We start from the raw sequence: 14524 nt of genomic DNA on the forward strand, positions 1-14524 counted from the left end.
CGTTTTCCCACAGGAGTCTACGCTAATTCCACTTCACCAAAGTTAGCCATACAAATTTTCATTAAACATATTCTTTCATTTAGACTTTTTTACCTCATAAGTGATATAGCATCAGCATCAGCATCAAACTGATAATTCCAAAAAACAAATTTCACTTTTTGAAAAACTCTGAAATATAAAACTGAGCCAAGTAACAGAAAATTACTCCTCTAATTCAAACACGGAATAACACTTAGTCAATAAACAAACTTTTGATTTCCTGGGTAATCTATTAATAATGCATATACATTTTTCTGGATGATTTTTATTGAATCATCATAAGAGTTTTGATCATTAATGCTTAACCAACGACTTTTACACCTTTTTTCCAAACTTTTTGAACATGGTTTACGCCAAAAAGATATTGGAGCTTTTGATAGTTTTCCACGTTCCACAACACAATATCCGCTTGCTTCCCTACTTCAATAGAACCAATTTTATCTTCCATTTGAATGGCACAAGCCGCATTGAATGTTGCAGCACATAAACTTTCTGCTGGTGTTAATCTCATTGAAATACAAGCTAAATTCATTACAAGTGGCATCGAAGTTGTTGGAGATGAACCTGGATTGCAATCTGTTGAAATAGCCACTGGAACTCCCTGGTCTATCATTTGGCGACCTTTTGCTGCTTCTTCTCGTAGATACATTGCTGTTGCAGGTAGCAAACAGGCAACAACTCCTGCTTCAGCCATTTTAGTTATCCCTTCATCTGATGCCTTTAATAAATGCTCTGCAGAAATAGCGCCTACTTTTGCTGCAAGCTCTGCACCACCATATGGTTTTATCTCATCTGCATGAATTTTGGGAATCAAACCTAACTTTTTCCCTGCTTCTAAAATTCGCTCAGCTTGCTCTGGGGTAAAGACATCTACTTCACAAAAAACATCATTGAATTTAGCTAAATTTCGCTCGGCAACTACCGGCAATACTTCTTTGATCAAAAAGTTAACATACTCTTCTTCTCTATCCTTGTATTCTTTGGGTACAGCATGGGCTCCCATAAAAGTTGGCACAAGGTCAATTGCATGATGCTGTTGTAAATAGTTCATCACACGTAATTGCTTTAATTCATTTTCTAAATCTAAGCCATATCCGCTTTTCCCTTCAACAGTTGTTACCCCATGTGCTAAAAAGGAATCAAGGCGTTTTGCAGTTTGTTCAATAAGTTCTTCTTCTGTCGCTTCCCTTGTCATTCTTGTAGTAGCATGAATACCACCACCTGCGTTCATAATGTCCATATATGTAGCACCTTCTAAGCGCATTTCAAATTCGCGCTCACGACTTCCACCAAATGCTACATGAGTATGGGGGTCGACTAGACCAGGGGTTACAAGATGTCCTGTTGCATCTACAATATCTGCTTCATAGATTCGTTCTTGATATTTTTTTTGAAGTGCTTCTGTCGTCCCAACTGCTTTAATAACACCGTCTTCTAGCCAAATGCTTCCGTCTTCAATGATTCCTAATTCCGACATTACCTCTTTAGAACGTGGACCCTCATGATGTGAAATGTGCATTGTAGCAAGTTGAGCTGCATGCTGAATCCAAACTGGTTTTGTTATCATCTACTCATCCTTTTTCATCATTGGTATTTTAACGCCTTTTTCTTTCGCAGTTTTTTCTGCTAATTCATATCCTGCATCGACATGTCGCACAACTCCCATTCCTGGATCAGTTGTCAAAACACGTTCAATTCTTTCGCCTGCCTCTTTTGTTCCATCTGCAACAATAACCATCCCAGCATGAAGTGAATAGCCCATACCAACACCACCACCATGATGAACAGATACCCATGTTGCACCACCAACTGCATTGATTAAGGCATTTAATATTGGCCAATCCGCTACAACATCTGAACCATCTTTCATCGCTTCTGTTTCACGATTCGGTGATGCAACTGAACCAGAATCAAGATGATCACGACCAATTACAATCGGTGCAGAGATTTCACCAGATGCAACCATATCATTAATGATTTTTCCGAATCGTGCACGCTCGCCATATCCTAGCCAGCAAATGCGAGAAGGAAGACCTTGGAATTCAATTTTTTCTTGTGCCATACGAATCCAATTACATAAATGTTCATTTTCTTTAAATTCGCGTAAAATGACTTCATCTAATTTATAGATATCTTGCGGGTCTCCTGAAAGTGCTACCCAACGGAATGGCCCTTTCCCTTCACAAAACTGTGGACGGATATACGCTGGTACAAATCCAGGAAAATCAAAAGCTCTATCGAATCCTTCATCCGCAGCTACTTGGCGAATATTGTTACCATAGTCAAAGGTAATAGATCCTTTGTCCATCATCTGAACCATTGCCTCTACATGTGTTTTCATAGATGCTTTTGATTTTATTACATAATCAATTGGATTTTCTTTACGGAACTTGCTTGCTTCCTCCATCCCATAACCTACTGGTACATAGCCATTAAGTGGGTCATGTGCAGAAGTTTGATCTGTTAAGACATCTGGAATAAATCCTTGAGAGATCATTGCTGGCAAAATTTCTGCAGCATTCCCAAGTAAGCCAATTGAAAGTGCTTTTCCTTCAGCTTTTGCTTTTTGAGCTGTTTCGATGGCTTCATCAAGTGTATACACTTTAACATCTAAATAGCGTGTTTCTAGTCGTCGATCAATACGTGTTTCATCCACATCGATCGCGATACAAACTCCACCATTCATCGTTACTGCTAGAGGTTGAGCACCACCCATACCACCTAAACCAGCTGTCACTGTAATTGTATTTTGTAATGAACTCCCAAAATGTTGTTTTGCAAGTTCAGCAAACGTTTCATATGTTCCTTGCACAATTCCTTGTGAACCTATATAAATCCAGCTACCTGCTGTCATTTGTCCATACATCATAAGCCCTTTTTGATCGAGCTCATGGAAAGTCTCCCAATTTGCAAATGCTGGAACAATATTCGAATTTGCAATTAAAACTCTTGGTGCGTTCGCATGTGATTTAAAGATTGCCACAGGTTTACCTGATTGTACGAGTAATGTTTCATCATTTTCTAATTCTTTTAGTGATTTAACAATTGCATCAAAAGCATCCCAGTTGCGCGCAGCTTTACCAATTCCACCATACACAACCAGTTCATCCGGATGCTCCGCAACTTCTTTATCTAAATTATTCATTAACATTCTTAATGCCGCTTCTTGAAGCCACCCCTTTGTATTAAGCTCGCTACCACGATAGCGAATTACTTTCTCATCTGCTTTCCCCATGTTAAAACCCCCTATGCTTTGTTGCCCTTATCATTACATATTTTGAAAAGATTTTTAAGTATTTTTGTACAAAAAGGAAAAATTTCTCGCACGCTAACAGACTGGCTTTTTAGCTGATTAAAGTAGAAAAATCTTGTTTTTTCTAGAAATTTCTTAATGAAATATCTTAATATGCAATCTCTTTCATTTATACTGTGGTGGGTAGAAACTCCTTCCTTTCCGCAGAGTCTCGCGGTTTCTCCCCACTGCTCAAAAAAAAATTAATAGATCACCATTTCATATTCTCTTTAAACAAGTACACTTCTAAAATTGCCAAAATAGTTAGTTGATTAAAGAAGTAGGAATAATTCAACCTAAAAGTAGTAAATTACACCTTTTAAAATGCAAAAAACCGACTACTCGGGTAAGGAGTAATCGGTCCATTTCAAATGTCTTTTCTATTCGTAATCTATTGTAATTTCTAATGCCATTTCTACATTTCCTTGAATAGCTTTACTAATCATACAAGTTTTCTCTGCTTTCTCAGCGAGTCGTACGATAAGACGTTCATCTTTCTCTGTATAATCACGCGGAATGACGATTCGCGGTTTATGTGTAATTTTCATATAAGTGAACACACCATTTGTTACATCAACAATTCCTTCAGAATTCATTGTCAACTCAAGTGGTTCTATTTTTGCTCGTTCAAGCATTGCTGCTAGTGTAATAATGTAGCAAGTAGCTGCTGCACCAAGTAGCATTTCATCTGGATTTGTGCCAATCCCTGGTCCATCCATTTCAGGAGGAATGGATACCTTCGTTTGAAGTTGTCCTGCTGCAATTTCTCCAACAGTATTGCGACCTCCTGGCCATGATGCTGTTAAAGTAAAAATATGCTCAGCCATCTTAAATCCTCTTTTCTATTTGGCAAATGCAAAATATTTTTCTGTATTTGGATCGAATGCAAAACGTTCATTCTTCCCATTCTTTCTCAATGTAATAATATAAACCTCTTTGCCAGAATAATCCACAATCGTCTTCCCAAATACGCGATCTTTTACAACTTTACCGCCTTCTGTACGTTCAATAATTTGCGTTGCATCATCTACATTAAAAGTAGGTACATGGCTTTTATATACAAATGGTGCGATAACTAACAAACCGTAACCAATAGCGATTAATATATACTTTTTTCGAAAATTGCTTCCTTCTACTAATAAAAAATAGCTAATAAAAAAGAAGGCATTTCCCACAACGACATAAGTGATCATATCGTCTAATCCATTCACAAATAAATAATCTCTACCTATAAAATAAAAGCATAGGATTTCAATTACAGAAACAACCAATATCCCTTGCAATAAACGTTTTCTTTTGTTCAACTTCTTTTCACCTCTTAGTGATTTACAACAATTCTAACTAAAGTAGCCATTCTACCACTTCTTATACCTTCATGTATATAACAAATTATGCCATAACATGTTGTGCAAATGCTATTTTTTAAATTCATAATCACATACAGGACGGTAAGATTTCGTTCATTGTTCCCGATGATATCGTCGGGAATTTTGGATAGTTATCAAATATCGTATTTCTTTTTAAGATTTCATGTAAAATGATGGGTAATATTTTTCTCTTATTAACCCGTTCCGGTGCCTGCCCCTCCCTCCGACTGACTGACGAGCCTCCTCATTCGCTTTACAGCTCACTGCGGGGTCTCGGCTGCCAGTTTTTCGGCAGGAGTGTCGGGGCACTCACCTCCACTTTACTTCTGTTCTTACTAAATTGAGTAAACTACTAACTAATAGCATAAAACTCAATTTCGATTTACCCACACACAATCCTCACTTCTTTCTAGTCAGTCAAGTCGAATTTATCATAATATAACGAACTTTATTTGGCAGATGGTTTAATAATTACAATCCTAAATATGAATAGTAATTTGCCATTTCTCTAATACTATAAGTAGAAAATATATTAGTCGGAGTGAAAGCCGTGTATAAAGATAAAGCGCATCATACCAAATTTCATTTATTTTTGTTATTCATTGTTCTTGCTGTATTAATCTGGTCTCTTATTAAACCAAAGACCTACTCGGACTGGTTAGCAGATGGAGGTCCTATCGTAGTTGGGTTGATTATCGTCATAGCAGTATATCCAAGATTTAAATTTACTTCTCTTTCGTATGTGATTATCGCGATTTTATCGATTTTAGAGTTTATAGGCGCCCATTATACTTTTTCAGAGGTTCCGTTATTTGATTGGATAAAAGAAGAGTATGGTTTAAAAAGAAATGACTATGATCGATTAGGACATTTTATGAAAGGCTTTTCTACGATAGTTATTCGTGAGATATTGGTACGAAAAGCCCATATCAAGATAGGCGCTTGGTTAATTTTCTTTACCATGAGCATTATAATGGCGATTGCTGCCTTGTACGAGATTGCTGAAATGCTTACAAGCGTACTAACTAGTGGCTCACAATTTGCTCAAGATTTTACAGGTACTCAAGATGATCCTTTTGATTCCGAATGGGATATGACGATGGCTTTAATCGGATCGATTGTGGGCTTACTTTTACTTTCAAAATGGCATAATAAGTTGTTAAAACAGCTGAAAGAATAATAATTAAATCTACAGATAATAATTGACTGAATGCTGATATTCCTATATATATTAATCGCATTCCAACCATTAATTGAAGTATAATTAAGTTTAAGAAGGGAGTTATCAAATGAAACAAATTCAAATGAATTCCAAGGAATTGAAACGTGTTACAAAAAACCTACAGTTAGAAAACATGTCATTACATCCTTCACTTCAGAAAAAAGCTGTTTCACTCGTTAACTCTGGGATTGATATCACACCATCCGTTATTAAGAAAGCTCTACAAAATGGAAAAGTATAACACAGAAGAGAACGAAGAGTATCTTTTGAAATCGAATTTGTTAGGCATTACAAATTTGGAGAAGCTTGAAGAAGCAGAAGCTTTTTCCTTCTCCATACGTGCACTACAAATTGAGCAGGGTTCTTATAAAATTGAAGGTTTCACATTAAATTCCTTCTTAGATCTTCACAAACATCTTTTCCAGGATATCTATACATTTGCAGGCCAATTTCGCAATGTTCAATTAATGAAAGGGACAACACGCTTTTGTCAATTTCAACACTTACATTCTTATGCAACTGGTCTGTTCCAACAAATGATTGATGAAGCTCCATGGAATTCCCATGAAAACGCAGCTAAACGACTAGCTTTTTTTAAATCTGAACTCAATATGTTACATCCATTTCAAGAAGGCAATGGCAGAACCATTCGGATTTTTTTACAAGCATTTGCATTATCTAAAAGAGTAATTTGGAGTTATGATCACTTAGATCGAGAAAATTATCTAAAAGCTATGATTCACTCCGTAACGGACAATACACTTTTAGCAGAGCTGTTTATTAAAACGATTTCATTTTCAAAATAAAAAGGATTTGGATTTGCCATTTTGCTGATTCAAATCCTTTTTTAGTATCAGTTCATGGCTACTGCCATTTGTATGTATGGTTAGGCATTTTAGGTTTGATAGTCATTTCCTCAAAACAGCTCATCGACAAAAGAGATTGTCAGTGAGCTGTTCTTTTCTTTATTTATGATACCTATTTTGGTCAGTACACATAAAAAATTAGCAATAATCATGTTTGATAAATTGTGTACCAACAATAATCAATAGGATAAAGAGTACAACTATTATTACAAATTCATTCCCATGGTCTTTGCGGCCACATCCACCGTATCCCATAATATTTCACCTCCTTCTTACCTTATAATATATGGCTCGGTAGGAATGGGATAAAGTACAAAAGTGGAAATAAAAAAATTATTTTACTAGGCAAATACATCATTCATTTTTCTTATTACCATGTAATGTAGTATGAACTATTTCACTAAACTGTCCATTAATTTAAGGACATCCTTTCATAACAACATTAACACCAATAAAAAATCACCTCTAAGAAATAAAGAGGTGAAATGCACTGAAAAAGTGTAGTAATATAAAATTTTATAGTATATATCTGCTCTTGAATGAAGTTGAGATAGCTCCGCTTTCCTTGGGGGTGAACTGACGAGCCTCCGCATTTAAACGTCCCCCCTAGGTAATAACAATTTTACCTCGGTTCCTATTCCTTCCTTACTATTTATCGTAATCTCTCCATTATGCTGTGTGATAATACTTTTTGCTATTGATAAACCAAGACCAGTTCCCCCTGTTTCACGGCTACGAGCCTTATCCACCCTGTAAAATCGCTCAAAAATATGATTCTTTTCATCTTCTGGGATTCCAATTCCATAATCTTTTACACAAACAATTACTGATTGGTCATTTTTTTCTAAGAATACTTCTATTCTTTCATTACTATATTTCATTGCATTATCTAACAAAATGATGAATACTTGCTTAATCTTTAATTCATCAGCACGAATAACAAATGAATCATCTTCATAATGGAATGTTATTTCTCGCTTATAAACATATTTCAGTTCATTTAGAGTGTTTTTACACAAAGCAACCAAATTAACCTCTTTTATTTCTAAATCATTTTCCTTTTCTAGAGTAGCTAATTCTAAAAAAGTATCAGTCATCTTTTGAATTCTAGTAGCCTCTGAATGAATAGCCTGAATAGCCTCACCAGCCATTTGGTTATTTACCGCCCCATGCCGTCTTAAATAATTTGCATAGCTCTTTATGACTGTTAAGGGCGTTTTTAATTCATGAGATGCATCAGAAATAAACTGTTTTTGTTTTTCCATATTAGATTGAATCCTATCAATCATACGATTAAAAGTGCTGGCCATGATTTGAAGTTCGTCGTTTGTTCTATTTTGAGTATTAACTTTTTTAAGAACACCACTCTGTTCAATTTCTTCTATGGTATTGATCATATTGGAAATTGGTCTCATGATTATATTAGCTAGCCATCTACCTCCAAGCAAGGACAGTACAGTTGCTATTATTGTACAAAGCACTAAGATCCCACGAAGAATTTCTTTTCTCGTTTCTAGACCCGTTAACCTTTCCCCAATTTCCAAGCTCTCATTCTTTCCATTATTAATCGGAACTCGAACAATTAATACTTCTTCTTCCCCGTTTTCCGCCGAGATCAAACGGGTTTGAGCAGTCTTTTTGTTCGTGTATTTTCCTTTAATCTTTTTTAAGAGTTTCTGATCATTGGTTACTTCATAAATTACTTTGTTATTGGGTTGTATGATTCTGATATATGAATGGTCAGTTAAATAGTCTCCTAATTTTAGCTTTCCATAATGAGAGGGTTGATTTGTTTCGTAGTTTTTTAGAATATCTTCTGACTTTTGAAAAAGAACATTCTCTTCCATGTTAACTGTAGTTTTCATAAATAAAAAATAGACCGCGAAATTGATGAGCATTAGTATGCAAAGCATCCATGCAGTTGTTAGAAGATTAATTTTTGTTGTAATCTTCATCTATTTTCTCCTTTATAGTAAAACCAATCCCTCTAACGGTCGTAATAAGACTGGAAGAAACGCCTTCATTAATTTTTTTTCTTAGATGGGCTATCATCACATCAATTACATTGGTTTCACCTTCATACTCATATCCCCAAATATTCATGATGATGTTTTCTCGTGTAACTACTTTATTTTTGTTCATTACTAGATAAACCAATAACTCGTATTCCTTTGGCGTTAACGAAATGAATTTTTCATTCCTTTTTACTTCTCTTGCATCTGTGTTTATTATCAAGTCCGCAACAGTCAATAAGGAATCTCCATCCTTTGATTCTTCCTTATCAGAATAATCACGAATACAAGCACGAATTCGGGCTAATAATTCTTCAATTTCAAAAGGTTTTGTAACATAGTCATTAGCCCCCTGATCCAATCCTGCGACTTTATCAATCGTAGAATTTCGAGCGGTTAAGAGAATAACGGGAGTGTTACTGTTTTCCTTTTTTAATCTCCTAAGGATATCGATTCCACTTAATCCAGGTAACATAACATCCAATAAAATTAAGTCAATACCAGGCTGTAAGGCAGTTTCTAACCCTGATTTACCTTCATGTTCTACTGTGACTTGATACCCCTCATACTCTAATTCTACTTTTAAGACACGCGCAATCTGAGCTTCATCCTCGATTACAAGAATATGTGTTTTCAACTTCCCCCATCCCCTCTAACCATTTTTTCTATTAGCCCTTTTTCAATTTATTCCTTTTCTACTATAAGTCTTAACATTTCAAACAATAAGAAATTGAAAAACATCCAGACACCACCATATACATATCCCCCCATAATATCACTCGGAATTACATTATTTGTAGCAATATTGACAACTGTTAAGCTAATTAATACTAACAACCCGGTGATAAAAACGAATAAGGATGTATATGAATTTTTCGAATGACGAATAAGTAAAAATATGCAAGTTCCATATATGATTATTAGAAAAGTAGCTTTTAGATCAGGAAATTTTGTGGAATAAAATTCTCCAACGAATCCTTTTGATTGAAGGTAAGAAAAGATCTGTATAACTGATTCATGAAATGGCCATGCTCCAAAAATAGAAACAAAAAGTAGAAGATACTCAAGTAACCTATTTCTATTATTTTTCCAAATACAAATCATCGTTGCCCCAATAATTACACCAAGTACATAAGGGGATTGAAATACAAGCAACCCTTTCATCCAACTTAAATATATTGATGACTTCACTATATAATCAGTAATCTCATTAAACTGAGTAAACTCATTATATAAATAGTCTTGAGCCATTCCCAGCATTAAAGAAACCATACCAATCAAAACTACAGTGAGAAAAATAAGAAAAATCTCTGTTTTTCTTATGAGCTTTAATCTGTTAGTCAACCAATTAATTAAATGTATACATATATTTTTAATTTGAACTTTATAAAATCTAAAAACTAAATATCCAATTAGCAATATCGCCAAAATTACAATAAAAATAACAATATATTTACCTGCTGCTTGATGGAAGTTCTGCCAGTGAGGACCTAATTGTTTTCCTAGAGTAATAAAACAAACTCCCCATAAAAATGATCCAATATAAGCGAGAATAGCAAATTTTCGGAATGACATCTTTGAAATCCCCGAAACATAACCAGTGAAATGTCTAACTCCTGGAATAAAATATGCAAAGACCAACAAATTACTTCCTGAACGGTCAAACCAAGCAGATATTTTTTCATATCTCTCTGGGCCCAAGTGGATATACTTTCCATATTTTTCAATTAGTTTATACCCACCTAACCTACCGATCCAATAAGTTACGGTAATTCCCGCACCAGCTGCAAGAAATTCTGTCAGAAGTGCCAAAGAATAATCCATTTTTCCCTGATATATAAAATAACCTGCAAAGCTCATTAATAATTCACCTGAAATAGGTAAAGCCATAAGTTCTAGAAAAATGCCTATGAATAATATCAAATAACTGTGCTGTTCAAATAAAGTTAGTAAGTAGTCCATATACAAGCCTCCACGTTTTATAAAAAGAAACTCAGAGTAAGTATTCCTTCAAATCTAGATTTAATTACAATTTAGCACGATAAATGTTCGAATGAGCTAAGTTAATGAATTATTAATCTTAAATTAATGGAACAAATAGGTAAACAAATAAAAAAACCTAAACTCTTTTCGAAAAATTATTCTTTTTGCATCTTAATGAATTTTTAATCATTTATTCATAGATTGAAAAGTTTCCTTTCGTATACTTAGACTACCCTTTTGGAAATAAGTTTCATAGTTGAATTCATGACACTATGTAACTGCCAAAAGATTAGCTTTTTTTCATTATGATTAGTGGATTAATAATAAGGGAGGTATACGAATGAAAAAATTTGTAGAGGGAGCCATGCAAAGAGCTATTCTAATGATTGTGTGTGTTGTCCTCATTTTGACCTGGGGTGGTATTTCTGCATTCCAAATGCAACGTGATTATTTACCAGGTATTAATAATACAACGCTTTCGGTAAGTATGCGGGTACCTGGTATTCAAGCAGCTCAGGTAAAACAGCAAGTGACCGATAATTTGGCAAGTGCAGTCAAAACAGTGGATGGATTATCCAATGTGGAATCTACATCGTATGACGGTGGGTTATATATGAGTCTATATTTCCCGATGGATACAGACATGAAACAAGCAGAAGATCAAGTAAATAAAGCTTTGGCAAATGCAGATCTTCCACAAACAATAACAAGCACTCCATCGGTAACCAGATTAACAACAAGTTCATTTCCAATTTTGACTTACAGTATAACAAGTTCAAAATTAGATGAACAAACACTACGTTCTACTGCAACACAAGAAATTGTTAAACAGTTAAAATCTGTTCCAGGTGTAGCAGATGTAACAGTATTTGGGGGAGCAAAAGATGGATATGTATTAACAATCCGCATGAAAGACCTTGTAAAAAACGGATTAACATTAGATGATGTAAATAAATCTTTTGCTTTAGCTGTTCCATCAATGCCACAAGGGAATATTGTAAATAACCAATTATCAATACCTGTTTCTTTTGATGGGTTACCATTAACTGAGAAACAAATGGAAAGCGCAACGATCCAGAACAAGGATGGGAAAGCAATTCCCGTTTCAGCATTTGGTACTATTACACATTCTCTAAATGACGTTAAAACCGTTTCCAGAACAAACGGATCACCAAGTGTTACTTTAAATGTAATCAAAACTCCTTCAGCAAATATCACGGATGTCGCTGATCAAGTCAAAGACCGTGTTTCACATCTGCACTTGGATACAGTAAATCCAAAAGACGTTTCATTCCAACTTTTACTTGACCGTGGGAAAGAATTAAACAGTTCTCTTTTCGGATTGGTACGAGAAGGTTTACTTGGTTGTTTGTTCTCAATGATATGTGTATTCTTCTTCTTCCGAAATGTAAGATCTACCTTATTAATTGCTATTTCGCTTCCAATCTCATTGTTAGCGACCACGGCTTTCTTAAAGTCAATGGGGATTACGTTAAATATTTTAACGGTTTCTGGTTTGATTGTAGCGATGGGACGTATTGTCGATGATTCCATTGTTATTTTAGACAACATGTATCGAAAACGGGAAGAATCGAAAGACAAACCTTTGCTTTCCACTCTTGCATCATCTGTTACTGAAATGCTTCCTGCGATATTAGGTTCTACGTTAACAACGATTGCCGTTTATATTCCAATTGCCTTTGTTGGTGGCGTAATTAGCGCATCTTACAGTGGATTTGCGTGGACAATCGTTATTGCATTAATCATTTCATTCTTTGTTGCAATGCTTGTCATCCCTGCTCTTGCATTTTTGGGATGGAAAGGTGGAAACAGAGAAAAACAATCAATCAAGCTCGATTCAAAAATGAAACCAATCTTGCAATCTGCTTTTAAACATAAAAAAGCAATGCTTATAGGCTCTATCTTAGTATTCTTAGCTGCTGGTATCTATTCTGCTTTTCTTCCAGTAAGTTTATTACCTAGTGCAAAGATTGGACAAATTGCCATTAAAGCAGAATTGCCAAAAGGAAGTACATTAGTCCAAGTCGATTCTGAAGTACAAAAAATTGAGAAAACATTGAAGTCTAATCCGAAAGTCGAGGCGTATTCATCAAACTTTGGCTCTACTATGACACCGCAAAGTGATGATGTTTTTGACCAAGGTGGAGGCTTTATCACTTATCCAAATGTTGCCAACCTTTCTGTTGTATTGAAGAACGACAAGGATGCTGATACTGTCATCAAACAGTTACAAACTCAGCTTCCGACATTATCTAAAAATGTCACTTATACAGTAACCAGCCAGAACATTTCTGGTGATGATTCACAAATGCGTATATTGTTTACGGGTTCAGATCAAGCAACTTTAGATCAAGTAGCCCAAGAAGCAAGAACAAACTTATCAAAAATTGCGAACCTAAGTGTAGATGGGAAAGTTGATTTAACAAATGGTTCACCTAAATACAAAGTTACTTTTGATCAAAAAGCAATTCAAAATAAAGGTGTAAAAGTTGAAGATATTCTAAAAGTCATCAATCGTTACATGTCTCAATCAAAAGATGCAACCATTTCGGTTGATCATAAAGTACTTCCTGTTGACCAATATTTAGATCAAATTGCATCAGGAGTAAACTCTCCGATTACGATAAATGCATCGGCAAAGGATGTTCTATCTTCACTAGCAGCTGAAACGCTTAATGGGAAAAATGGCGAATTGGTCCGTTTTGACCAAATAGCTAAAATAACAAAAGATCAGTCTCCTTCGACTATTAGTGAACGAGATGGTCAACCGTACTCTCTTGTCACAGCACAGATTACTTCAAATGATATTAGTAAAGTATCAAACGAAGCAGACAAAACTTTAAGCAGCATGAACCTTCCTAAAGATGTAACGTACTCATTGGGAGGAATTTCTGAACAAGTTAAACAAATGATTTTCGATATGTCTGTTGCCATTGGATTATCAATCCTTTTAGTATTACTAATCATTTCTTCAATCTTCAAAGGATGGAGAGCACCATTATCTGTACTTTTAAGCATTCCGCTTGCTTTAAGTGGTGTAGTCATTGCACTCACTCTATTCCATGGAGAATGGAATTTAGCAGCATTAATTGGTATTCTGATGCTAACTGGTATTGTTGTAACAAACGGTATTGTTTTAATCGACAAAATTGAAAGAAATCGAAAAGAGGGCATGCCGCTTAAAGAAGCTGTACTATATGGTAGTCTTTCAAGGATCAGACCTATTTTAATGACAGCAGCTGCAACAATCCTTACGTTGTTACCACTTGCCTTTTCTCATAGCGCCGATACAGTTATTTCTCAAACTCTCGGTATTGTTGTAATTGGAGGTATGATTACATCAACAATAAATAGTTTTATCATCATTCCAATTATTTATGAATGGTTGCACAAAAAATCATCAGCTAAGACTAATTCAAGAACCATCAACTAAATAAAAATGGCTCTGAGAAAATCTCAGAGCCACTTTTTTGTTACCTTATTTTATTAGTCCACTGCTCATTGAGTGAAATAGTAACAAACACTCTAGGGGTAACTCAGGAAGAGCCTATACACAGCGTTAAGCATTCACTTTACTAAATTTAATAATTTTAATGATTTCCCCCTAAAGAAACCCTCCATTTAATAGGAACTAAATTAATTTTATTTGCATTAATTAATTGATTAAAATTATTTATCTCTCTAATCTCTTTACAATTCCTTAGCTCTATATTTATCCCTCT

Annotated in this window: 12 protein-coding genes; 4 read left to right on the top strand and 8 right to left on the bottom strand. The window is 35.0% G+C overall.

What is annotated here, in order from left to right; all coding sequences use genetic code 11:
- Positions 1 to 340: 340 nt before the first annotated feature.
- From hutI to ABE048_RS03155, 4 genes are all read right to left on the bottom strand, one after another.
- Positions 341 to 1606 (bottom strand): imidazolonepropionase, encoded by a 1266-nt coding sequence (gene hutI / locus ABE048_RS03140; RefSeq protein WP_430309073.1) that lies wholly within the window; start codon positions 1604 to 1606, stop codon positions 341 to 343.
- Complete coding sequence (gene hutU, locus ABE048_RS03145; RefSeq protein WP_430309074.1) at positions 1607 to 3274, bottom strand: urocanate hydratase; 1668 nt, start codon at positions 3272 to 3274, stop codon at positions 1607 to 1609.
- A gap of 437 nt (positions 3275 to 3711) precedes the next feature.
- Entirely contained in the window at positions 3712 to 4158 is a 447-nt protein-coding gene (locus ABE048_RS03150; RefSeq protein ID WP_430309075.1) for an OsmC family protein, read from the bottom strand.
- 15 nt (positions 4159 to 4173) lie between these two features.
- Complete coding sequence (locus tag ABE048_RS03155) at positions 4174 to 4635, bottom strand: hypothetical protein (protein WP_430309076.1); 462 nt, start codon at positions 4633 to 4635, stop codon at positions 4174 to 4176.
- Positions 4636 to 5248: 613 nt separating this feature from the next.
- Here ABE048_RS03155 and ABE048_RS03160 point away from each other — a divergent pair.
- The 3 genes from ABE048_RS03160 to ABE048_RS03170 all read left to right on the top strand — a co-directional run bounded on the left by ABE048_RS03160 (position 5249) and on the right by ABE048_RS03170 (position 6726).
- Positions 5249 to 5878, top strand: a complete 630-nt coding sequence (locus ABE048_RS03160) for a DUF2238 domain-containing protein (RefSeq protein ID WP_430309077.1) — start codon at positions 5249 to 5251, stop codon at positions 5876 to 5878.
- A 109-nt stretch (positions 5879 to 5987) separates the two neighbouring features.
- Positions 5988 to 6161, top strand: a complete 174-nt coding sequence (locus ABE048_RS03165) for a Zn-dependent hydrolase (RefSeq protein WP_430309078.1) — start codon at positions 5988 to 5990, stop codon at positions 6159 to 6161.
- A complete protein-coding gene (locus ABE048_RS03170) occupies positions 6148 to 6726 on the top strand; it encodes a Fic/DOC family protein (RefSeq protein WP_430309079.1) in 579 nt (192 codons plus the stop codon). The genes ABE048_RS03165 and ABE048_RS03170 overlap by 14 nt, the downstream gene beginning before the upstream one ends.
- Before the next feature lie 198 nt (positions 6727 to 6924).
- Here ABE048_RS03170 and ABE048_RS03175 read toward each other — a convergent pair whose 3' ends face one another.
- The 4 genes from ABE048_RS03175 to ABE048_RS03190 all read right to left on the bottom strand — a co-directional run bounded on the left by ABE048_RS03175 (position 6925) and on the right by ABE048_RS03190 (position 10760).
- Complete coding sequence (locus ABE048_RS03175) at positions 6925 to 7041, bottom strand: YjcZ family sporulation protein (RefSeq protein WP_430309081.1); 117 nt, start codon at positions 7039 to 7041, stop codon at positions 6925 to 6927.
- A gap of 338 nt (positions 7042 to 7379) precedes the next feature.
- Positions 7380 to 8741 (bottom strand): sensor histidine kinase, encoded by a 1362-nt coding sequence (locus ABE048_RS03180; RefSeq protein ID WP_430309082.1) that lies wholly within the window; start codon positions 8739 to 8741, stop codon positions 7380 to 7382.
- Entirely contained in the window at positions 8719 to 9435 is a 717-nt protein-coding gene (locus ABE048_RS03185) for a response regulator transcription factor (RefSeq protein WP_430309083.1), read from the bottom strand. The genes ABE048_RS03180 and ABE048_RS03185 overlap by 23 nt, the downstream gene beginning before the upstream one ends.
- Before the next feature lie 47 nt (positions 9436 to 9482).
- Positions 9483 to 10760 carry a DedA family protein gene (locus ABE048_RS03190; RefSeq protein ID WP_430309084.1) on the bottom strand — a complete coding sequence of 426 codons (1278 nt, stop codon included), beginning with the start codon at positions 10758 to 10760 and terminating at the stop codon, positions 9483 to 9485.
- Positions 10761 to 11121: 361 nt separating this feature from the next.
- Between ABE048_RS03190 and ABE048_RS03195 the strand changes: the two genes are divergently transcribed.
- Positions 11122 to 14235, top strand: a complete 3114-nt coding sequence (locus ABE048_RS03195; protein ID WP_430309085.1) for an efflux RND transporter permease subunit — start codon at positions 11122 to 11124, stop codon at positions 14233 to 14235.
- The last annotated feature ends 289 nt before the right edge of the window (positions 14236 to 14524 follow it).

It is taken from the genome of Rummeliibacillus pycnus (genome assembly GCF_050459865.1).
GTDB lineage: Bacteria > Bacillota > Bacilli > Bacillales_A > Planococcaceae > Rummeliibacillus > Rummeliibacillus pycnus_B.